Source organism: Mycolicibacterium novocastrense, assembly GCF_001499835.1.
Classification (GTDB): domain Bacteria; phylum Actinomycetota; class Actinomycetes; order Mycobacteriales; family Mycobacteriaceae; genus Mycobacterium; species Mycobacterium novocastrense.
The window spans coordinates 51,555-70,625 of record NZ_LQIH01000007.1; the positions used below are offsets into that span (position 1 = coordinate 51,555).

A 19,071-nucleotide genomic window follows, 5' to 3' on the forward strand; every position below is an offset into this window, starting at 1 on the left:
CGTGGCCCAATCGGCTAGGGAGTACCCAACTTGGAAAAAAACATCCGAAGAAGGCGTCAGGCCACCAGGCTTCGCTGGAGTAGCAGCGTGTCTAGCCATCGGCCGTGCTTGAACCCGACCGCGGTGAGTCGACCGACCACGACGAACCCGCGACGGCGGTGCAACGCAGCAGAAGCGGCCATGTCGGCGTCGACGATCACCGCGATCACCTCCCGTATCCCGGCCGTCGCGCAGCGGGTGAGCATTGCATCGAGCAGCATGCCGCCCACCCCGCGACCGAGGGCGCCCGGCGCGACATACACCGAGTCCTCCACGGTGTGCCGGTAGGCCGGGCGGGTCTTCCACGGAGCGCAGTAGGCGTAGCCGACGATCTCACCGTGCAGAACCGCCGAAAGGAACGGTAAGCCTGCTTCGACGACTGCGCTGTAGCGGCGGCCCCACTCCTCACGGTCGGGCCGCACCAATTCGAAGGTCGCCACGCTGTTTTCGACGTAATGCGCGTAGATGTCAGCGATCGCGCCCCAGATCACCGCGATGCGCTGCCCGCACGAGGATGTCGGACGGAGCCATCGGGTCAGCAGCTGACGGGATGCGACTCGCAGTACGGCGTCGTACCCGGGAAGCGGTACCGATGACTGGCGACATACCGGTACACGGCGTTCTGCAACGCACGAATCCCAGGGGTCCGGTACAGCAAGAGCGGAACCCGGGTTCCCAATGCGGCTGCCAGTGCGGCGTTCACCGCTTCTGCGCCCTCGTACACGTCGCCGGACTCGTCGTGCCATCGCGCGGCGTCGAGAACCCGTGACCGGGGGATGCCCAACCGCTCGGCGACACCCTTACCCTGCAAAGTCGCGGTTTGCAGATCGCCCGTTCGGTTCCGCTTCAGGATGAAGTAGACGGCGCGGGTGCACATGCCGCAGTTGCCGTCGAAGAACAGGGTTCCAGCCATATGGCCATTGTCTCTCCGCTTCTGCGGCGGGGGCACACTGGTGGGTGTGGAATTGGTGACGCTCGACGACATCGAACAGGCGGCCGCACGCACCCGGGCGTTCGTGCTTCGCACACCGCTGCTTCCCGCCCCGTGGGCGGGCGACGACGACCGGCCGCTGTGGATCAAGCCCGAGAGCCTGCAGTCGGTCGGGGCGTTCAAGGTGCGAGGCGCGTTCAACGCAATCGGCCACCTCGACGAATCGGTCCGCACCAGGGGAGTGGTGGCCTATTCGAGCGGGAACCACGCGCAGGCGGTGGCCTACGCGGCCGCGGTGTATGCGATACCCGCCCACATCGTGATGCCCCAGGAGACGCCGGATGTGAAGGTGGCGGCCACCCGCGGCCACGGAGCGACGGTGGTGTTGTGCGCTGCGGGACAACGGGAACGAGTCGCGGCCGAGGTCGTCGAGGAGACCGGCGGTGTCCTGATACCACCGTTCGACCACCCCGACATCATCGCGGGGCAGGGCACGATCGGGCTGGAGATCGCCGAGGATCTCCCGACCGTCGACACAGTCCTGGTACCCGTCAGCGGCGGCGGCCTCGCCTCGGGGATCGGTACGGCGATCAAGGCGTTGTGCCCCAACGCCAAGGTGATCGGGGTCGAACCAGAACTCGCCGCCGACACCGCACAGAGCTTGAGCGTCGGACACCGCGTCGACTGGTCCATCGAGGACCGCAACCGCACCATCGCCGACGGGTTGCGCTCGCAGCCGTCGGAGTTGACCTTTGCTCACCTGCAACGGGTGCTCGATGACGTCGTCACGGTGACCGAAGACGAAATCCGTTCGGCAGTACGCGAATTCGCTCATCGCGCACACCTGGTGAGCGAACCCAGCGGCGCGGTCGCGCTGGCCGCCTACCGTAAGGGGTCCAGCCCGGCGGGCCGAACGGTCGTCGTCCTATCCGGTGGCAACATCGAACCCGCACTGCTGCGGGAGATTCTGGCCGCTTAGCAGTGCGAGGACGTCGCTCAGTGCACTCCCTCCATATGGCGGCTGATCCACGGCGCGAGCGCGAACACGATCAGACCGGCCGCGACCGCGACCGCACCGATGATGCCGAAGTAGGCGAACTCGTGCGTGGGTTTGTAGTAGCCGGCCAACACTCCGGACATGGCCGTGCCGATACCGACCGAGAAGAAGTACAGCGCCATCATCTGGGCCCGGAACGCTTCGGGCGCAAGCTTTGTGGTCGCCGACAATCCGATCGGTGACAGCATCAGCTCACTGATCGCGAACACCGCCATCACACCGACGATGTACAGCGCGGGCACCGCCCGGCCGGTCGTACCCGCCATCGGCAGAAACAGCAGGAACGCCAAGCCCATCCCGATCACGCCGTACGCGAACTTCCGCGGGGTGGTCGGGGCGCGGTCGCCGAGCCTGGTCCACATCGCCGCGAACAGCGGCGACAGCGTGATGATCCACACCGGTTCGATCGAGCCGATCCAACTCGACGGGGCGGTCCATCCGAAGATCGACCAGTTCATCCGCTCGTCGGAGTACACGGCGAGCACGGTGAAGATCTGCTGGAACAGCGACCAGAACACGGCGTTGGCGACGAACAGCGGGATGAACGCGCGCACCCGGACGCGTTCGACTGACGTGACGTTGGCGCTGGTCAGCATCACGACGAAATACATCACCGACGCCGTGACCAGCACACCGGTCGTGACATGCGACAGATTCCCCAGCGTGACCACGCCGGTTGCGAACACCACCGCGATGATCACCGCCGCCGCCAGCGCGATTGCCGCGAACCCACCGAATGCGCTGCGCGGCAGGGGATTGGGCACATGACGACCGTGCTCGCCGAGATTACGCCGGAAGATGACGTACTGAGCCAGCCCAAACGCCATTCCGATTGCGGCCGCGCCGAATCCGTAGTGAAAGCCGACATGAGTCTGCAGCAACCCCGTGATGAGCGGACCCACAAAGGCACCGAGGTTGATACCGAGGTAGAACAACGTGAATCCGCCGTCGCAGCGCGGGTCGCCCTTGGCGTAGAGCGTTCCGAGTAGGGACGACGCGTTCGCCTTCAGCGCGCCCGAACCGAGAGCGACGAACACCAGGCCCGCGGTCACCCCCGCCAGGCCGGGAACGACGGCCAGCGCGATATGGCCGAACATCACCACGACACCGCCATAGAAGACGGTGCGCTCCATGCCCAAAATCCGGTCGGCGATCCAGCCGCCGAGCACGGTCGACAGGTAGACCAGCCCGCCGTAAGCGCCGACGATGCCGGTGGCCGTGCTCTGTGGAAGCCCCAGGCCGCCCTCGGTGACCGAGTAATAGAGGTAATAGCCGAGGATCGTCAGCATCCCGTAGAAGGAGAATCGCTCCCACAGTTCCACTCCGAACAGGTTCGTCAACCCGATCGGGTGACCGAGTACGGTGCGGCCGCTGGGCCCGCCCTCCGCCTTCTCGGTTGCTGCCATGGGTCTTCACATTGCCACGGCGAACCGCGCGCCGCGTGCGATAGGTAACAATCGTCCCGGCAAAGCTGTTCGACGTTCTCTTACAGGAGGTTCAGCGGCACAGCACATTTCGATTCCGGTCTCCGGCAGTGGCTTTCACCCGCAGCCGCAGTCCCTCGGAAACCGGCGGAGCACCGTGCTGTTACGGTCACCCCGGTAAGTGGACGTCCGAAGGGGTTTGAGTGGACGCCGTACTCGGCTTGTCGGTGACACCGTCTGCCGTCGGCCTTGTCCTCGTCGAAGGGCAGGGCGCCGACGGCGCAACCGTCGACCGCGAAGCCATCGAGATCCTGCCCACGCGACGCTCGTCTCCGCGACACGCCTCCGATGAGGCCGCGGCCGCGGTGCTGCGCGCCGAAGCGCTTGCCGCCGGTCACGGTCACCGGTTGCACACCATCGGTGTGACGTGGAGCGACGACGCCCAAACCGAAGCGTCGCTGCTACTCAGATCGCTGCGCGAGTGCGGGTTCGACAACGTGGTGGCGGTGCAACTGCCCGAGGCGTCCGAGGCCTTGGCGTGGGGTGTCGCCGAGTTGCTCGGCAATGAGGTCACGGCGGTGTGCGTGATCGAGTACGACGCGGTCATCGCGCTGGTCGTGAACACGCGCGAAGGCGCCGTGCAGACCGCGGTCAACCATTCGGTCGACAGCGAAGATTCGTTGATCCGCTGGCTGAACGCCGTGTTCGCCAGGGCCGACTGGCGACCCGAAGCGTTGGTGCTGGTGGGATCGGGCGCGGATCTGGACACGATCATGCCCCGGCTGGAGACCGTGCTGTCGGTGCCGGTCTTCGCACCCGCCGAAGCCGAGCTGGCCCTGGCACGCGGTGCCGCGCTCGCCGCGGCCGACAGCGGCACGTCGGTGTTCGCCACCGAGGAGGCGCTCGACCGCGCAGGTGAGCAGCGTCGACGGCAGCCCGCGCATGCCGGGCCGCTGGCCATGCTGGCTGCGGGAACGGTCACGTTCGTCGTATCGGTCTCGGCAGCGATCAGCATGCAGCTGACGCCGGGCAAGGACACCACGCCCTCCGAGCCGACGCCCGCCGCCAAATCGTCGCCCGACATCGCGGCCGCACCCGCGCCCCTGCCGGCCGCTTCACCGCCGCCCGCGGCGCCCCCGCCGCCGCCACCGGCCGAGATACCGGTGCCACCCGAAGCGCCGCCTGTCGCCGTCGTCGACATTCCCGCGGTCGCGCAGGATCCGCTGCCTGCCGCCCCGCCACCCGACGCGCCGGTCACGGTGCCGGGGGCGCCGGCGTTGCCACCGGAATCGATGGCTCCCGGTCTCGTACCTGCTCAGCCCACCCCGGTACCCGAACGCCGCGGTTGGTTGCAACGGATCAGGGACCGGTTCTCGGACGCCGGCGACAACGCCCCACCGGTCCAGCAGGCCCCTCCGCCCGTCGACCCCGCGCTGGCACCACCGCCGGGGGCCCCGCTCCCGCCGCCACCGCCCGAAGCGGTCGTCGCTCCGCCGCCCGAGGGCGTTGCACCACCGCCCGAGGGCGGTGCACCCCCGGCACCGGAACCCGCGCCACTGCCGCCTGCGTGACTCGCCGACCGATGGTGTGCTGGGGGCATGTGAACCCTGTCGTGGGCTGAGTTTGCCGGCCGTTCACCGGCTCGCCGCGCCCGCTCGGACCAAACCGGTGTGAAACGTTCTGAGCAGCGTGTTCGATAACGGTTGTGAGTGCGGTATCCGCGTGTGCTGCGACATGCACACGTGGGCCCGCATTGCGATTGCCGGGGGAACTCCACGAGACGAATTAGGATGAAAGTGTGCTGAAGCTACGAAACCTGCTCGCGGTGGCGAGCCTCGCGGTGCTCACCGTGGTCTCCGCCCCGACAAGTTCCGCGGGTATCGCAACGCCGAACGCCGTAGCCAGCATTCAGCCTGCCGGCCAGACAGTCGGTGTGGCGCATCCGATCACGGTGACGTTCAAGCAGCCCATCGGTGACCGGGCGGGTGCCGAGCGCACGTTCGGTGTATCTGCGCCGACGATGCCGCTGGGAACCCAGAAGGGAACCTTCGCCTGGCTCGATGACCATGTGCTGCAGTGGACTCCAGAAGAGTTCTTCCCGGCGCATTCCACCATCACGGTGATGGCGGGCGATGCCAAGGCCAGCTTTCAGACCGGCTCTGAGGTGCTCGCGGTCGCCGACATCGACGCCCATACCTTCACCGTCAGCATCGACGGCGAAACCATGCGCGAGATGCCCGCATCCATGGGCAAGCCGGGCTTCGCGACACCCAAGGGATCGTTCACGGTGCTCGAGAAGCAGAGCCCGGTGATCATGGATTCCCGCACCATCGGTATTCCGCTGGATGATCCGGAGGGCTACAAGCTCACCGTCTACTACGCCGTCCGCATCAATTGGGGTGGCGTGTACGTGCACTCGGCGCCCTGGTCGACGGGTTCGCAGGGGTACGAGAACGTGAGCCACGGCTGCATCAATCTCAGCCCGGACAACGCGGCGTGGTACTACGACATGGTGAGCATCGGCGACCCGGTCATCGTCCAGGCCTAATCGCCCGAGCCGCCGACCGGTTGGGCGTCGGCATGCAGCTTCTTCACGGTCGGTGAGTTCTCCACCGCGGCCGGGTCGGGGTAGGTGCCGAGCACTCTGTCGGCCGTTCCCGAACTGGTCACGGTGAACCAGTAATGCTCGTTCTTGAAGTGATGATGCCGGTGGTTACGCCAGATCGCCCGATACAGAGCGGTTTTCGGCTTGTAGTCACTGTGAATCAGGTAGTGCGTCCACTCGTAGACCAGCCCGAGGGTCCCGATACACACGAGGTAGGTCAGTCCCATACCCAGCCGCGGGAAAGCCACGAGGCCGACCGCAACCGTCAACGGCAACACCCACGTGGCCAACGACTTCCATGGGATGAAGATCAACGGGACGTCGCGGGGATCGCTGTGGTGCGCGCGGTGTTCTCGCGCCAGCAGGGGGTCTATCGTCAACGGCCCGAGCCGTTTCGGCCTCCAGTGCAGAACGAAGACGTGGATGATCCACTCGAAGAACGGAAACAGCGCAAGCATCACCACCGGCACCAGCGCATCGGTGAGCTGCCAGTCGCCGACAGCGATGCGTGCGGTCACCGCGGCGGCGAGGGTGGCGCCGATCATCCAGGGGGAGGGGTGTTTCCAGAATTGGCGCAGCGCATCGGTGAGGGTGAAACCTTTGCGTGCGCGGCCTGCGGTCGTCGTCATCGTGGGTCCTTCAGATCGTCGAGGGCGTGCAGTAGCGCGGCGGTGGCCGGTTCGAGCAGATCCTGCGCGGCTCGCCGGGCCCGCGCCGGATCGCGTGCGGTGATCGCGTCGGCCAAGTCGCGGTAGGCGTGTGGTCTCCCGACCTCGGCGGCCATCACGGCCGCCAGCGCGGGCAGCGCCGGCTCGTATGTGGCCCGCAGCGTGTTGTACATCAACCGGAAGGCAATCGAGTCGGCGCCGTCGACAATTTGGTCCCAGAAAGTCAGGGCGTGGCGTTGCTGAGCGACGGGATCGTCCACGGCGGCCAGATCCCGCAACGTCTGATCGAGCGCTTCACTCAGTTCCGGACCGCTGCGTTCGGCGGCCAGTTCTGCAACCTTGGGGCCGTTGTGCAGCCGCGTCTCCAGGATGCTCCTGACGACGTACAAGTCGAGTTCGCCGGCCCGCATGAGCAGCCGCGGCAGGAGATCCAGACCCGCGTGGCGCCGAAAGTCGCGCACGGTGGTCGCATCGCCCTGGCGGACCTCGACCAGACCCGCTGCGGTGAGTCGCTTGAGCGCCTCCCGTACCGCCGGTCGGGAGACGCCGAGGACCTCGGCCAGCCTGCGCTCGCTGGGCAGGGACTCGCCGGGTTGCATCTGCCCGCTGAGCACCTCGGACACGATCTGTTCGAACACGTCCTCGGGCACGGAACGCCGATTAACCGGTTGCAGGGCCATGCGGCCACCCTGCCACCAAACAGGACAGAGGTCAAGTGGTCAGACCAGTGGATCAGGCTCCGGCCAACCGCTCCTTCATCGTCTCGGCCAGGCTCAGCGTCGCCGACAACGGGCGCACCATGACGGTGAGCTCGCTGATGGCACCGTTCTCATCGGTGCGGATGAAGTCGCAGCCTTCGACGTCCTTGTCGCCGACCTTCGCCTGGAACACCAGCGCATGGTCGCGAGCGTCGGCCGCCCCGATCTCACGGACGTATCGGAAGTCTTCGAAGACCTCCATCACCGCCGCGAGGATCGTTCGCAGCGCATCGCGTCCTTCGTACGGCGTGAAGACGACGGGGCTGCGGAACACGATGTCGTCGCGGCACAGCGCGATGACCGCATCGAGGTCCCCGGCCTCGACCGCTTGACGAAACTCATGCACGAGCGGGCCCTCAGCAGTTTGCTTCGATGCGGAAGGTGGCCGTCACCGCATTACTCGGGTTGTCGGTGAACGAACCGTCCGCCGAGCCGGTGATGGTGAACCTGCCGCCCTCACCTTCGACCTCGGCTTCGCCGATGTTCCCCTGCCAGAAGTTGCCGGTGAAGCCGCCGAAGTCGTGGAAACTGACCGATTCCACGGTGACCTTGTCGCCGGTGCCGAGGCTGGCCGTGAAGCCCTTGTTCTCGTCGGGGGTCTCGATCGTCCACAGCCACCCGGACTGCGTGCACGACACCGCGTGCGGTCCGCCGGTGCTCTCGCCGTTGATGGTTACCTTCGCGGTCGTCCCACCGAGTGCCGCAGGCGGCGTGGAGCAGCCCGCGACCCCGGCACCGAGGATGACCGCGGCCGCCGCAACGAGTCGGATGTCCATGACGCCAGACTCTATTGGTGTTCGCGGCCGCATATGCGCGGTTCGAGCGACTACCGATCCGGCGTGTTCCGGCGATCGGCGGCCGGGACACCCGTGTACTCCACATTGGGTGGCACCGACAGCGCGATGCCGATCCGATTGGTCGCGCCGATGAATGCGGCGATCGAGATGCCCTCGAGGATCTGATGATCGTCCAACCCCAACGCACGCAGCCGGTCGATGTCGCCGTCTCGGATCGACTGCGGGTGATTGTTGACCAGCACGGCGATGTCGGCCAGGGCCCGTTCACGGTCGGTCAACTCGGCCACCTGGTGGTGGTCGATGGCCACGCGCTGGCCGAACGACCAATCGCCGGCGACCTTGCCGAGCTTGTTGGCGTGGTTGGTATGGCAGTAGGCGCAGCGGTTCTCGCCGGATACGACGGTGGCGATGACCTCTCGCTCACGCGCGCTCAGACCGCCGCGCCCATCGGCGCCCAACAGCGGCAGCAGGTAGCCGTTGAGCCGTTCCAGGTCTTGCTCATTGAGGGAGAGCGCCCGGAACCAGTTCGACGTCAGGCCCTCGTCGCGCTGCTGTTTGGCGAAGAAGCCGCGCACCGCGGTGGTCTGCAGCTCGTCGAGTTCTGGCACCCGCAGCCGCGAGATGCGGCTGGGTGCGGAGGAGGCGATGGTGGGCGCGTCGGCGGTCGTGGTCATACACCGACAATGCGGCGATCACCGTCTGCGAACCAGGATTATGTGACCGCAGAACAGAACTCTTGCGGATGGCTCCGCTCTCACCGCAAGGCGGCGGCGGTGGCCTCGTCGGCTGGAAGGAACGCCTCGATCGAGAGCTCGGCGGCGGTGAGGTCGAGCGCTGTGCCGAACGTCGTCACCGTGGACAGAAAGGTCAGCAGGCGCCCGTCCGGTGTGGAGAGCTCGAGCGGTACCGCGACGCTGCCCAGATCCGATGTGCCGTCGGAACCGCCGGGGTAGGAATCGATTTCGGCCAACAGCGACGATAGTTCATCAGAACCGCTGACCGCGACCTCGCGCCGAAGTCGTTCGATGAGGTGATGACGCCACTGCGCGAGGTTTCTGATCCTCGGCGCCAAGCCATCGGGATGCAGGGCGATGCGCAGCGCGTTCGGTGATTGGAGCAGTTCCGGCGCGACACCGTCCATCAACACGCCGGCACCGGCGTTGGCCCGCACGATCTGCCATCGGCGGTCCACCACGACACACGGAAACGGGTTGTAGGCCAGCAGGACTCGATCGATACCGTCCCGAACCGCCGCCATGTCCGGATCATCAAGAGACCGCTCGGAATACATCGGGGCCAAACCCGCCGCCATCAGCAGCTGGTTCTGCTCACGACGCGGAACGTCGAGGACCTCCGCCAGTCGCAGCACCATCGCCCGGCTCGGCGTGGATCGTCCGGTCTCGATGAAGCTGACGTGCCGGGAGGACACGTCGGCGGCGAGGGCGAGATCGAGTTGGCTGAGCCGCCGGCGCCCGCGCCATTGTTTCAACAAGGCGCCGAACGTCTGCGTGTGTACAGCCGCGATGGTCATGGTTGCCAGTGTGACCGGCTGCCCGCGTCTCGACCACTACCTGGCAGGTAATTGCGCCGGCTACCTCATGAGGGCAGCGTTATCGGTGTCATCGGACGAAGGAGGCCCTATGGGTGCGCTGCCCGCGACGACGCCGATCCCGCGGTGGCTACGCTTCGTGCTGATCTCCGACCGCGCAGGGTCTGCGTGGTACATCGGTGCCGGCTTCTTCTTCGCGCCCGTGCTGGCGGTGCTGTCGCCGTGGCCGGTCGTCACCACCGTGCTGTGGACCCTCATCGGCCTTTTCGGATTGTGGCTTGGCCTGCTCGGCATCGCGATGGCGACCGGTCTGGCCATGGTGCTGAAGTCGAATGCTGAGATACCGGAGGAGTACTGGCGCTCGATCGTCGACTACTGAGACGCAGCGGGAGACCCGGACGGGACAGACCGTAGGTATGGCTTGCCCCCGATGGACAACTCACGGTCCGGTCTTGCGAACAAGACCCGGCTTGGTAGTCGATCCCGTCCGGGCGGAACCATGGCACCCGTCTCTTTCAGGTGCCGACGTGAAGGTATCGGTGCCCGGCCGGCCGGCGCGTCCGCCGATCGGACACTTCCGCGGTGGAAAGGCGGGTCCACCGATCGGGGGAACACGTCAGGGCGCGGGCTCGCTGCGGGCACCGACCGGAGCCCGCCCACTGACGGCCGGGTCGGCGCCGACATAGTCGACCTGCCAGTGCTTGATGCCGTTGAGCCAGCCGGACCGGAGGCGTTCGGGTGGGCCCAGCGGCCGCAGATTCGGCATCTCGTCGGCGATCGCGTTGAAGATGAGGTCGATTGTCATCCGGGCCAGGTTCGCACCGATGCAGTAGTGCGCACCCGTGCCGCCGAATCCGACGTGCGGGTTGGGATCTCGCAGGATGTCGAAGGTATGGGGGTCGTCGAAGACCTCTTCGTCGAAATTCGCCGACCGGTAGAACATGACGACCCGGTCGCCCTTCTTGATCTTCACGCCCGATAGCTCTGTGTCCTCGAGCGCGGTGCGCTGGAACGACGTCACGGGGGTGGCCCAGCGGACGATCTCGTCGGCGGCGGTGACGGGCCGTTCCCGCTTGAAAAGTTCCCACTGGTCGGGGAATTCGGTGAACGCCATCATGCCCTGGGTGATCGAGTTGCGCGTGGTCTCGTTGCCCGCCACCGCCAGCAGGATGACGAAGAAGCCGAACTCGTCGTCGGTGAGTTTGTGTCCCTCGACGTCGGCCTGGACGAGCTTGGTGACCAGATCCTCGCCCGGGTTCTTGCTGCGCTCGGCGGCCATCTGCATGCCGTACATGATCAGCTCGACCGACGCGGCGGTCGGGTCGTTGCGGGTGTACTCGGGATCCTGATCGCCGACCATCTGATTCGACCAGTGGAACAGCTTCATCCGGTCTTCCTGCGGCACACCCATCAGGCCCGCGATCGCTTGCAGTGGAAGCTCGCACGAGACCTGCTCGACGAAATCCCCGGAACCCTCGGCAGCGGCCGCCTTGACGATCTTGGCCGCCCGCTCGCGCAGTTCGGCGCGCAGTGATTCGATCGCGCGCGGGGTGAACGCACGCGACACGATCTTGCGGAGATGCGTATGGTGCGGGGCGTCCTGATTGAGTAGGACCACCTTGCCGCCCTCGAGCGATTCGGGATCGGCCTCGTCGCGATAGCGCGGCAGCGCGGTCTTCTGGTTACTGGAGAAGATGTCGCTGCGTCGCGAAATCTCCTTGACGTCCTTGTGCTTGGTGACCACCCAGAAACCGTTGTCACCGAACGCAAGGTTCCCTTTGGTCTGTTCGTTCCACCAGATGGGCGCCACCTTGCGAAGCTCGGCGAGTTCGTCCACCGGCAGGCGTTCGGCGTAGATGTCTGGATCGGTGAAATCGAATCCGGGCGGAAGGTTCGGAGTCGGCATGGCTGCATCCCTCGATGACGTCGTCTAGTGCCCTCACCGCATTGCTACACCACAGTTGGGCGCGGGTGAGGCGGGATCGGGAAAGTCCAACGAAAAGGGAAGTGGAACGTGTTCTCTGCGGCGCGGTAATTGACCTCTTCGTCACGACGAGCACTCCTGTAACAATTCTGCGACACTGTTCGAACCAAAAGTGAGCTGCGGAAGGGCCGGTCCTCCGGTCTTCGAGCGGTAACCCGGAAAGGGGGGCAGCGGTGAGGATCGTCATCAACCCGAAGAAGCTTTCGCTGCTGGGCGCGGGATTGGCAGCGGCAATCATGGCCGCTGCGCCGCAGACCCTCGCTGAACCTGCCGCACCGGTTCCTCCGCCACCGCCCCCCGCGCCGGCCGACAGCGCAGCGGTTCTCGAAGCCGCCGCACCGGCGCCCGCTGCGCCGCCGGCAGCCGATCCGTTGGCCTTCCTGCGCCCGGCACCCGCTGCGCCACCGCCCGCACCCGAGCCACCCGCTGCCGCCGAAGCGCCGGCCACCCCGCCCGAACCCGTGCCGCACCTCGCGAGCCCGGAGACGCTGGCGCCGGGGACCAAACTGGATCCGACCGGGCGCGGAAACGAGAGTCCGAACGTCAGCTATCTGAAGGATCTGTGGTACGCCGTCCAGAGGCATGAGATCAGCGGGAAGGAAGCGTTGATCATGGGCTTGGCCCAGCGCGGCATGAACACCCCGATACCCGACCAGAACCCCGGCCCCAACGTTCCGATCGCACCGGTGCCGCCCGCGCCCGCGGCACCGCCCCCGCCGCTTGCACCTGTTCCGCCGGCGCCCTAGCGGCGGGCTCGCTCCAGAAGCGACCGGACCGTTTGCACGTGCGATGTCTCGATCGTCGCCCATAGGGCGCGGACGAACGCATTGTCCTGACGGGCCAAGGTCGCGAACAGCAATCCGCCGTTCTCTCGACGCAGGACCAGTTCTGCCGGCATCCCGATCCGTGAGTTCGCCCCGACCATCACGAAGCCGGCGTCCCGGTCGCGAATCGTCCACCCGAGGATCGCGCCGGCCGAACCCGGCGTTCGCAGCTTGAGCCCGATCGCCGACCAAGCCGACAGCAGCCGGATCCGGGTGTGCAACGGCGCCCCCTCCAATATCAGTCGCATCCACGCCTCGGCACTGCGCTCGAGCGGATGATCGATGGTGACCTCGAAGCTGTCCGCGTAGTCGATGCGCCCGAGTGTGCTCGCGCTGAGCAGCGCTTCCGGGGGAGGGACCTGCTGAACGTGACGATTCAAGGCGTGGGTTCTGGTCATGGCTGCCTGCTTTCGTGTCGTGTCGCCCCCGGCCTGCTGCGCCACAGTCGACCGATGTCGCGCAGCATCAGCGGGTAGACGACGAGGTGGCGGAAGGGAGCGATCGCGCGCAGATACATCCGGCCGATCACATCGTTGGGCCGGACCAGCACCGCCATCTGTCCGCGATGCGCACCCGTGGCGTCGGCGACCCAGCCGACGTGCAACACCCCGTGCACGGTCCGATTGGCGATCTCCATAGCGAACTCGTCGTCGGTGCGGTACAGGGGCTGGAAATGGGCATCGTCGACTGCGAGTCGTGTTGCACTGGAGCGTAATTCAGGACTGAGCCGGTCTCGCAAGGCGTGGACGCGCGCACCCAGACCCGCCTCCGCCGTGTCGAGCGCGAACAACCTTCCCAGCGCCCACCGGGCGGCGAACAGGGCGCGCACGACGGGTGAGGTCCGGGCGGCATCGAATGTGCACCACAGCTTGACGAGTTCATCGAACTCGTCGCGCCGACCCGGCGTCGGCAGCGCCCAGACATCGAGAACCTCGAAGTCGGGGGCGATGTCATGGATCCGCCAGGGCCGGACCACATGCTCGCCGATGTCGAGTCGCTCTCCGCCAAACATACATTACTGTATGCTTGAATCTGTGACGCCGTCAATGCCTTAACGCAGGAGGTTGCCGATGGTCGCTCAGATCCGCACACCACGGAACGTGTGGATCGACGCCGGGCTCGAGGCGTTGGCGGCGGGTGGGCCGGACGCCGTCCGGGTGGATCTGCTCGCCAAGGCGCTGGGTGTCACGCGCGGCGGCTTTTATTGGCACTTCGCCAATCGGCAGGATTTCCTCGACGCCCTGCTCGAGTCGTGGGAGCAGCGAAGTACCGACGACGTGCTGGAACGCGTTGAGGCCGAGGGCGGGGACGCCAGGGCGAAAGTCCGCAAGGCGGGCCTGCTGACGTTCTCCAAGGAACTCCTCCCCATCGACCTGGCGGTGCGTGACTGGGCCCGCCGCGATCGCGCGGTGGCGCGGCGCCTTCGCCGCGTCGACAACCGTCGGATGGAGTATCTGCGCGCTCTCATCGGCACTTTCGTCGGGGACGCCACCGATGTCGAGGCCCGGGCCATGCTCGCGTTCTCGCTGGCGATCGGAGGTCACTTCATCGCGGCCGACCACGCCGGACTGACCCGACGCGAAGTCGTGGAACGGGCCACGCAGCGACTTCTCAGCAACTGATTCCGGCGGTGCCGGTCGCGCCGGCGATGCCGAAACGTGAAGTCACGGGGGAGGAGTCGGCAGACCCAACCTGTCCTTGATCTCGTCGACCTTGGCTTCGATGCGCTCGAGGTCCTCGGCGTCGACCTTGAACAACCAATGCTTGGCGCCGAGCAGCAGGATCGCCTGGAAGATCAATTGCAGCCACTCGCTTTGCCAGTTCTCGAACGTGCTCGCGAAGAACTGGTGCAAGTACTCGTTCCACATGAAGGGCTGGCCATGCTGCTGCTGGGTACTGGTGAACTCGGCCAGTTGGGTGAAGAACTGTCCGAGCCATGAGCCGACGAACAGCAGGAGCAGTATGTACACCGCGCCCCATCGCCTTATGTGCGTCATGGGTAGGGGTGTACCCCAAGATCAGCGGGCCACCCCCAGGGTGCGATGCGACGAACCGCGGATCAGACCGAGGCGGCCTCGTTGATCTCGTCGAGCCTGCCGGTCGCCTCGAGGTACTCCTGCACCCAGCGCTCGATCACCGTCGCGGTCTTCTCGACCTTGGTGAACTGCCCGACGACCTGACCGATCGGGTTGAACGCCACGTCGACGGACTCGTTCGGATACTTGTGGGTCGCGGCCACCGCCATCCCGGAAACCATGTACTGCAACGGCATTCCGAGCGGTTTGGGGTTGTTGGGATCCTCCCACGCCTCGGTCCACTCATTGCGCAGCATGCGCGCGGGCTTACCGGTGAACGACCGGCTGCGCACGGTGTCCTTGCTGGAGGCCTTGACGTACGCCGCGTGCTGAACCGGGGTGTTCTCCGACTCTTCGACCATCACCCACTGCGAACCGGTCCAGGCGCCTTGGGCCCCGAGGGCCAGCGCGGCCGCGATCTGCTGGCCGCTGCCGATGCCGCCGGCGGCCAGCACCGGCACCGGGGCGACCTCCTTGACGACCTGCGGCCACAGCACGATCGAGCCGATCTCACCGCAGTGCCCGCCGGCCTCGCCGCCCTGGGCGATGATGATGTCCACGCCGGCGTCGGCGTGTTTGCGCGCCTGCGACGGCGAACCGCACAGCGCGGCGACCTTGCGGCCTTCGTCGTGGATGTGCTTGATCATGTCGGCGGGGGGAGTGCCGAGCGCGTTGGCGATCAGCGTGCACTTGGGATGCCGCAGCGCGACCTCCACCTGTGGGGTGGCGGTGGCCTCGGTCCACCCGAGCAGTTGCAACGCGTCGTCGTCGCTGTGATCGACCGGCACGCCGTGCTCAGCGAGGATCTTCTTGGCGAAGTCGATGTGCTCCTGCGGGACGAGGTCGTTGAGCGTCTTCTTGAGCACCTCCGGATCCATATCCGCGGAGTCCATGCCCTCGTACTTGTTCGGGATCACGATGTCCACGCCGTATGGGTGGTCTCCGATGTTCTCGTCGATCCACTTGAGCTCGATCTCGAGCTGTTCAGGCGTGTAGCCGACGGCGCCGAGCACGCCGAAGCCGCCGGCCTTGCTCACGGCGACCACCACGTCCCGGCAGTGGGTGAACGCGAAGATCGGATACTCGATGCCGAGGTCGTCACAGATCGGGGTGCGCATGCCTGCTCCTTGGTGGTGGGCCGCTCAAATTGAAACGTGTTCTAGTTTAGTACGTACCGAGGTCCTGCACGAAGGAGACCTCGTTACCGTCGGGATCGACGACGTCGACGACCTTCACCAGGTCGGCGATCACGAGGACCTCTCCGGTGTCGATGCCCAGCCGCGCCAAGTCGGTGATCTGCGCGTCGAGATCGTCGACACCGATCCGGACCGCCGATCGGCCCGCGCGCGTGTGGTCCTCCATGAGCTGCAGCCAGGCGGTCGCGGTGATCTGCCACTCGGCGACGCCGTCGATCGGCTCGAGATCGGGGCCACGCCCCATCACCTGGCAGTACCAGGTCCGGGCCGCGACGATATCGGCGGTGGCGACCACCGCGGCGACGTCGTTGAACTGTCCGGCCACGGTCCAATCCTTCGCCGAGACTTCGCTTTATGACGGGATTCGGGCGAAATGCGTCAGAAACCGTAGTCTCGGCGCGACGCTCAGTCGTATCCGATGAACCGCCGAAACGACACCCGCCTGCGGTTGCTCGACCCCTCGACCTGCAACACCGGCCAACCGTGTTCGGCCGCCATCGCGGCGAGCCCGGGCCGTGGGTTCACCGGCCGTGGATTGCCGACAAGAGCCATCAGCACCGAGTCCTCGTCACCGTCGGCGTAGAAGTAACTGCGGTGCAGCTCAACGTCATTGGCCTCGCAGAAGCGTTGCACCGCGGTCGATTTGTTGGCTCCCCAGATGACGGGCTTGGCGATCCGGCCGGTGAGCAGACCGGCGTCGTCGGTCTCGAAGTGATTGCACAACACGTGGTTGATCCCGGTGAACCGGGCGACGGGTTCGGCGTGGATGGTCAGCGCTGAGCTGCTGAGCACAACGGTGTGGCCGCGTTGCTGGTGCGCTTGGACGATCTCGTGCATGTAGGGGAACACGCGCGCCGCCACCCGCTCCACGAAGAGCCGCTGACCGAGTTCGTCGAGTTCGGTGAGGGACTCACCGCGCAGGTAACCGGCAGCACGGGTGAGAAGCCGCTCGAATTGCATGCGGCCCAACCGGTATCGCAGCGACGCTTCGACCACGCCGAGCACCTCACCGATGCGCGCCTGTCTGCGGCGAATGCGGTCGGCGGCGTGTGCGGTGGCGGTGAAGCCGTCGACCAGCGTGCCGTCGAGATCGAAGAACGCCCCGACACGGGGATCCTGCGGGCTGGCGGCGACTTCGGCTACAGCGTCCACGGGCTCCGTCGGCTGCAGGCTCATAACCTCGTCAGCTTACTGAGCCGCGTACAACCCCTTGCCCGTCACGAGCGGCATGTCCAAAGTGGTCCGGATCCCCGGTGCGGCCGCCACCACGTCCGGGATCGCGTTGACGATGCGGCCGGACGCGGCCAGGATCGCGGCGTAGTTGTGATCGCCGTTGCGACTGGTCGGGCAGATGTCCATGACATATGACGGTTCGCCGGTGATCTCGACGCGGTACGAACCGCCCGGCTGTGCGGGTTGAGCCCAGTCCGGTCGCAGGTCGCCGCGCAGGCGCGTGACGTGCTCGACGACGATCACCGGTCTGCCCTTGACCATGCCCTCGATCTGGAATCGCACGGCGGCCACGGTGCCCTTCTTGATCGTGCCGACCGCGACGTCGAAGTCCTCGGGCGCCGGTTCCTGTTCGACGGAGTCGCGGATCTCGTCGACCTCGATGCCGAGGCCCGCGGCGAGCTGGCGGATCGCGGTGCCCCAGGCGATGCTCAGCACTCCGGGCTGGTACAGCATCGGAAGGTCACCGATCTCATTACCGAAGCCCATCACGTCGAACATGACGGTGGCGCCGTCGTAGCTCGCGTAGTCGGCGATCTCCATCGTGCGGACCTGTTCGATGCTTTGACATGTTCCGGCAAGGGCGAACGGGAGCAGGTCGGTCACGAAGCCCGGGTCCACACCCGTCATGAAGACCGTCGAATTACCCTCTCGCGCAGCGTCTTCGACACGCTGGATGTACTTGTCGGGGATCACCTGCCACGGGTACTGCAACACGCCGAGACCCGAGCCGACGACGTCGATGCCCGCCGCGAGGATCTTGCGCACGTCAGCCATCGCATCGGGCAGTCGGGTGTCGCCCATCGCGCAGTACACGACGCATTCCGGCGCGTCCGCGATGATCGCGTCGAGATCTCCTACCGCGCTCACCCCGGTGGTGACGTCGAGACCGGCCAACTCCCCGGCGTCTTTGCCCACCTTGGCCTCCGACGAGACCCATACGCCGGTGAGATCGAACCGCGCATCGTCGATCAGTTGCTTCAGTGCGAGGCTGCCGCAGTTGCCGGTTCCGATGAGCGCCACACGAATAGCCATGGCCAGCAGTATGCGTGCTGGCCAGCGAAATTGGAACAGGTTCTAGTTCTCTGCGAGGTGCGGTAGCCTGACGCCCCATGGGACGTGTGGACGACAAAGTGGCACTCATCAGTGGCGGTGCTCGCGGAATGGGGGCCGCCGACGCCCGCGCACTGGTCGCCGAGGGCGCCAAGGTGGTGATCGGCGACATCCTCGACGAAGAGGGCAAGGCGCTGGCCGAGGAGATCGGTGACGCCGCCCGCTACGTCCACCTCGACGTCACCCAGGCCGACCAGTGGGAGGCCGCCGTCGCCACCGCCGTCAATGAGTTCGGCAAGCTCAACGTGTTGGTCAACAACGCCGGGACCGTGGCCCTGGGCATGATCGGCCAGTTCGACATGGCCAAGTGGCAGAAGGTCATCGACGTCAACCTCACCGGCACCTTCCTGGGCATGCAGCATTCGGTCGAGGCGATGAAGGCCGCCGGCGGCGGATCGATCATCAACATCTCCTCGATCGAGGGGCTGCGCGGCGCGGTGATGGTGCACCCGTACGTGGCCTCGAAGTGGGCGGTGCGCGGGCTCACGAAGTCGGCGGCACTGGAACTGGGACCGCACAACATCCGGGTCAACTCGGTGCACCCGGGCTTCATCCGCACCCCGATGACCAAACACTTCCCCGACAACATGCTGCGGATCCCGTTGGGTCGGCCCGGTCAGCCCGACGAGGTCGCGACCTTTGTCGTATTCCTGGCCAGCGACGAGTCGCGGTACTCGACCGGTGCCGAGTACGTCATGGACGGCGGCCTGACGAACGACGTCCCCCACAAGTAGTGCGCCGAACGTGGGTTACCCGCACGTCTTTCGCGGCGCGAGCGTGACATAACCTCACACTCGGCCAGCGGGGTGGGTACGCCAGCG

General features: G+C 66.3%; 24 protein-coding genes. 7 read left to right on the forward strand and 17 right to left on the reverse strand.

All coding sequences use genetic code 11. From position 1 onward, the window contains the following. Positions 1 to 56 precede the first annotated feature (56 nt). Entirely contained in the window at positions 57 to 530 is a 474-nt protein-coding gene (locus tag AU072_RS07365; RefSeq protein WP_064413168.1) for a GNAT family N-acetyltransferase, read from the reverse strand. Between the two features lie 44 nt (positions 531 to 574). Continuing rightward, positions 575 to 952, reverse strand: coding sequence for a thiol-disulfide oxidoreductase DCC family protein (locus tag AU072_RS27945; RefSeq protein WP_064413169.1), 378 nt, complete (start codon positions 950 to 952; stop codon positions 575 to 577). Positions 953 to 998: 46 nt separating this feature from the next. On the opposite strand from AU072_RS27945, the gene AU072_RS07375 reads away from it, so the two are divergent. Next, positions 999 to 1,949 carry a threonine ammonia-lyase gene (locus AU072_RS07375; protein ID WP_064413257.1) on the forward strand — a complete coding sequence of 317 codons (951 nt, stop codon included), beginning with the start codon at positions 999 to 1,001 and terminating at the stop codon, positions 1,947 to 1,949. Between the two features lie 17 nt (positions 1,950 to 1,966). Here AU072_RS07375 and AU072_RS07380 read toward each other — a convergent pair whose 3' ends face one another. Continuing rightward, positions 1,967 to 3,433, reverse strand: a complete 1,467-nt coding sequence (locus AU072_RS07380) for a peptide MFS transporter (protein ID WP_064413170.1) — start codon at positions 3,431 to 3,433, stop codon at positions 1,967 to 1,969. 221 nt (positions 3,434 to 3,654) lie between these two features. Here AU072_RS07380 and AU072_RS07385 point away from each other — a divergent pair, with 221 nt between their 5' ends. Together AU072_RS07385 and AU072_RS07390 are read left to right on the forward strand one after the other, a co-directional pair. Further along, positions 3,655 to 5,022 carry a DUF7159 family protein gene (locus AU072_RS07385; protein ID WP_064413171.1) on the forward strand — a complete coding sequence of 456 codons (1,368 nt, stop codon included), beginning with the start codon at positions 3,655 to 3,657 and terminating at the stop codon, positions 5,020 to 5,022. 227 nt (positions 5,023 to 5,249) lie between these two features. Then, complete coding sequence (locus AU072_RS07390; RefSeq protein WP_235629800.1) at positions 5,250 to 5,999, forward strand: L,D-transpeptidase; 750 nt, start codon at positions 5,250 to 5,252, stop codon at positions 5,997 to 5,999. Here AU072_RS07390 and AU072_RS07395 read toward each other — a convergent pair. The 6 genes from AU072_RS07395 to AU072_RS07420 all read right to left on the reverse strand — a co-directional run bounded on the left by AU072_RS07395 (position 5,996) and on the right by AU072_RS07420 (position 9,810). After that, positions 5,996 to 6,685: a sterol desaturase family protein gene (locus AU072_RS07395; RefSeq protein WP_064413172.1), complete on the reverse strand. Its 690-nt coding sequence runs from the start codon at positions 6,683 to 6,685 to the stop codon at positions 5,996 to 5,998. The two genes, AU072_RS07390 and AU072_RS07395, sit on opposite strands and share 4 nt — an antisense overlap. Beyond that, positions 6,682 to 7,404, reverse strand: coding sequence for a FadR/GntR family transcriptional regulator (locus tag AU072_RS07400; protein WP_064413173.1), 723 nt, complete (start codon positions 7,402 to 7,404; stop codon positions 6,682 to 6,684). The genes AU072_RS07395 and AU072_RS07400 overlap by 4 nt, the downstream gene beginning before the upstream one ends. A gap of 52 nt (positions 7,405 to 7,456) precedes the next feature. Next, the gene (locus AU072_RS07405) at positions 7,457 to 7,828 is read right to left on the reverse strand and encodes a nuclear transport factor 2 family protein (protein ID WP_064413174.1); all 372 of its coding nucleotides are present in this window, start codon (positions 7,826 to 7,828) and stop codon (positions 7,457 to 7,459) included. A 10-nt stretch (positions 7,829 to 7,838) separates the two neighbouring features. After that, the gene (locus AU072_RS07410; protein ID WP_064413175.1) at positions 7,839 to 8,258 is read right to left on the reverse strand and encodes a lipoprotein LpqH; all 420 of its coding nucleotides are present in this window, start codon (positions 8,256 to 8,258) and stop codon (positions 7,839 to 7,841) included. Positions 8,259 to 8,308: 50 nt separating this feature from the next. Further along, the gene (locus tag AU072_RS07415; RefSeq protein WP_064413176.1) at positions 8,309 to 8,953 is read right to left on the reverse strand and encodes a peroxidase-related enzyme; all 645 of its coding nucleotides are present in this window, start codon (positions 8,951 to 8,953) and stop codon (positions 8,309 to 8,311) included. 80 nt (positions 8,954 to 9,033) lie between these two features. After that, positions 9,034 to 9,810, reverse strand: a complete 777-nt coding sequence (locus AU072_RS07420; RefSeq protein WP_064413177.1) for a helix-turn-helix transcriptional regulator — start codon at positions 9,808 to 9,810, stop codon at positions 9,034 to 9,036. A gap of 109 nt (positions 9,811 to 9,919) precedes the next feature. On the opposite strand from AU072_RS07420, the gene AU072_RS07425 reads away from it, so the two are divergent. Then, positions 9,920 to 10,207 (forward strand): hypothetical protein, encoded by a 288-nt coding sequence (locus AU072_RS07425; RefSeq protein ID WP_064413178.1) that lies wholly within the window; start codon positions 9,920 to 9,922, stop codon positions 10,205 to 10,207. A gap of 237 nt (positions 10,208 to 10,444) precedes the next feature. Here the strand turns inward: AU072_RS07425 and AU072_RS07430 are convergent, their stop codons facing one another. Next, positions 10,445 to 11,734 carry a cytochrome P450 gene (locus tag AU072_RS07430; RefSeq protein ID WP_064413179.1) on the reverse strand — a complete coding sequence of 430 codons (1,290 nt, stop codon included), beginning with the start codon at positions 11,732 to 11,734 and terminating at the stop codon, positions 10,445 to 10,447. 251 nt (positions 11,735 to 11,985) lie between these two features. Between AU072_RS07430 and AU072_RS07435 the strand changes: the two genes are divergently transcribed. After that, the gene (locus AU072_RS07435; protein ID WP_064413180.1) at positions 11,986 to 12,558 is read left to right on the forward strand and encodes a hypothetical protein; all 573 of its coding nucleotides are present in this window, start codon (positions 11,986 to 11,988) and stop codon (positions 12,556 to 12,558) included. On the opposite strand, the gene AU072_RS07440 is transcribed toward AU072_RS07435, so the two are convergent. Beyond that, positions 12,555 to 13,034: a hypothetical protein gene (locus AU072_RS07440; RefSeq protein WP_064413259.1), complete on the reverse strand. Its 480-nt coding sequence runs from the start codon at positions 13,032 to 13,034 to the stop codon at positions 12,555 to 12,557. The two genes, AU072_RS07435 and AU072_RS07440, sit on opposite strands and share 4 nt — an antisense overlap. After that, a complete protein-coding gene (locus AU072_RS07445) occupies positions 13,031 to 13,648 on the reverse strand; it encodes a DUF2867 domain-containing protein (RefSeq protein ID WP_064413181.1) in 618 nt (205 codons plus the stop codon). Before AU072_RS07445 ends, AU072_RS07440 begins: the two co-directional genes overlap by 4 nt. Before the next feature lie 58 nt (positions 13,649 to 13,706). Between AU072_RS07445 and AU072_RS07450 the strand changes: the two genes are divergently transcribed. Continuing rightward, positions 13,707 to 14,258, forward strand: coding sequence for a TetR/AcrR family transcriptional regulator (locus AU072_RS07450; protein WP_064413182.1), 552 nt, complete (start codon positions 13,707 to 13,709; stop codon positions 14,256 to 14,258). A gap of 42 nt (positions 14,259 to 14,300) precedes the next feature. Here AU072_RS07450 and AU072_RS07455 read toward each other — a convergent pair whose 3' ends face one another. The 5 genes from AU072_RS07455 to AU072_RS07475 form a co-directional block, all read right to left on the reverse strand. Further along, a complete protein-coding gene (locus AU072_RS07455; RefSeq protein ID WP_064413183.1) occupies positions 14,301 to 14,633 on the reverse strand; it encodes a DUF6766 family protein in 333 nt (110 codons plus the stop codon). 62 nt (positions 14,634 to 14,695) lie between these two features. Continuing rightward, positions 14,696 to 15,829, reverse strand: a complete 1,134-nt coding sequence (locus AU072_RS07460) for a nitronate monooxygenase (RefSeq protein ID WP_064413184.1) — start codon at positions 15,827 to 15,829, stop codon at positions 14,696 to 14,698. A 46-nt stretch (positions 15,830 to 15,875) separates the two neighbouring features. Next, the gene (locus AU072_RS07465; RefSeq protein WP_064413185.1) at positions 15,876 to 16,232 is read right to left on the reverse strand and encodes a hypothetical protein; all 357 of its coding nucleotides are present in this window, start codon (positions 16,230 to 16,232) and stop codon (positions 15,876 to 15,878) included. A gap of 80 nt (positions 16,233 to 16,312) precedes the next feature. Next, on the reverse strand, positions 16,313 to 17,083 hold the full coding sequence (locus tag AU072_RS07470) for an HAD family hydrolase (RefSeq protein WP_064413186.1): 771 nt from the start codon (positions 17,081 to 17,083) through the stop codon (positions 16,313 to 16,315). A 12-nt stretch (positions 17,084 to 17,095) separates the two neighbouring features. After that, positions 17,096 to 18,172: an NAD(P)H-dependent amine dehydrogenase family protein gene (locus AU072_RS07475; protein WP_064413187.1), complete on the reverse strand. Its 1,077-nt coding sequence runs from the start codon at positions 18,170 to 18,172 to the stop codon at positions 17,096 to 17,098. 77 nt (positions 18,173 to 18,249) lie between these two features. Here AU072_RS07475 and AU072_RS07480 point away from each other — a divergent pair, with 77 nt between their 5' ends. Continuing rightward, positions 18,250 to 18,984: a glucose 1-dehydrogenase gene (locus AU072_RS07480; RefSeq protein WP_064346314.1), complete on the forward strand. Its 735-nt coding sequence runs from the start codon at positions 18,250 to 18,252 to the stop codon at positions 18,982 to 18,984. The last annotated feature ends 87 nt before the right edge of the window (positions 18,985 to 19,071 follow it).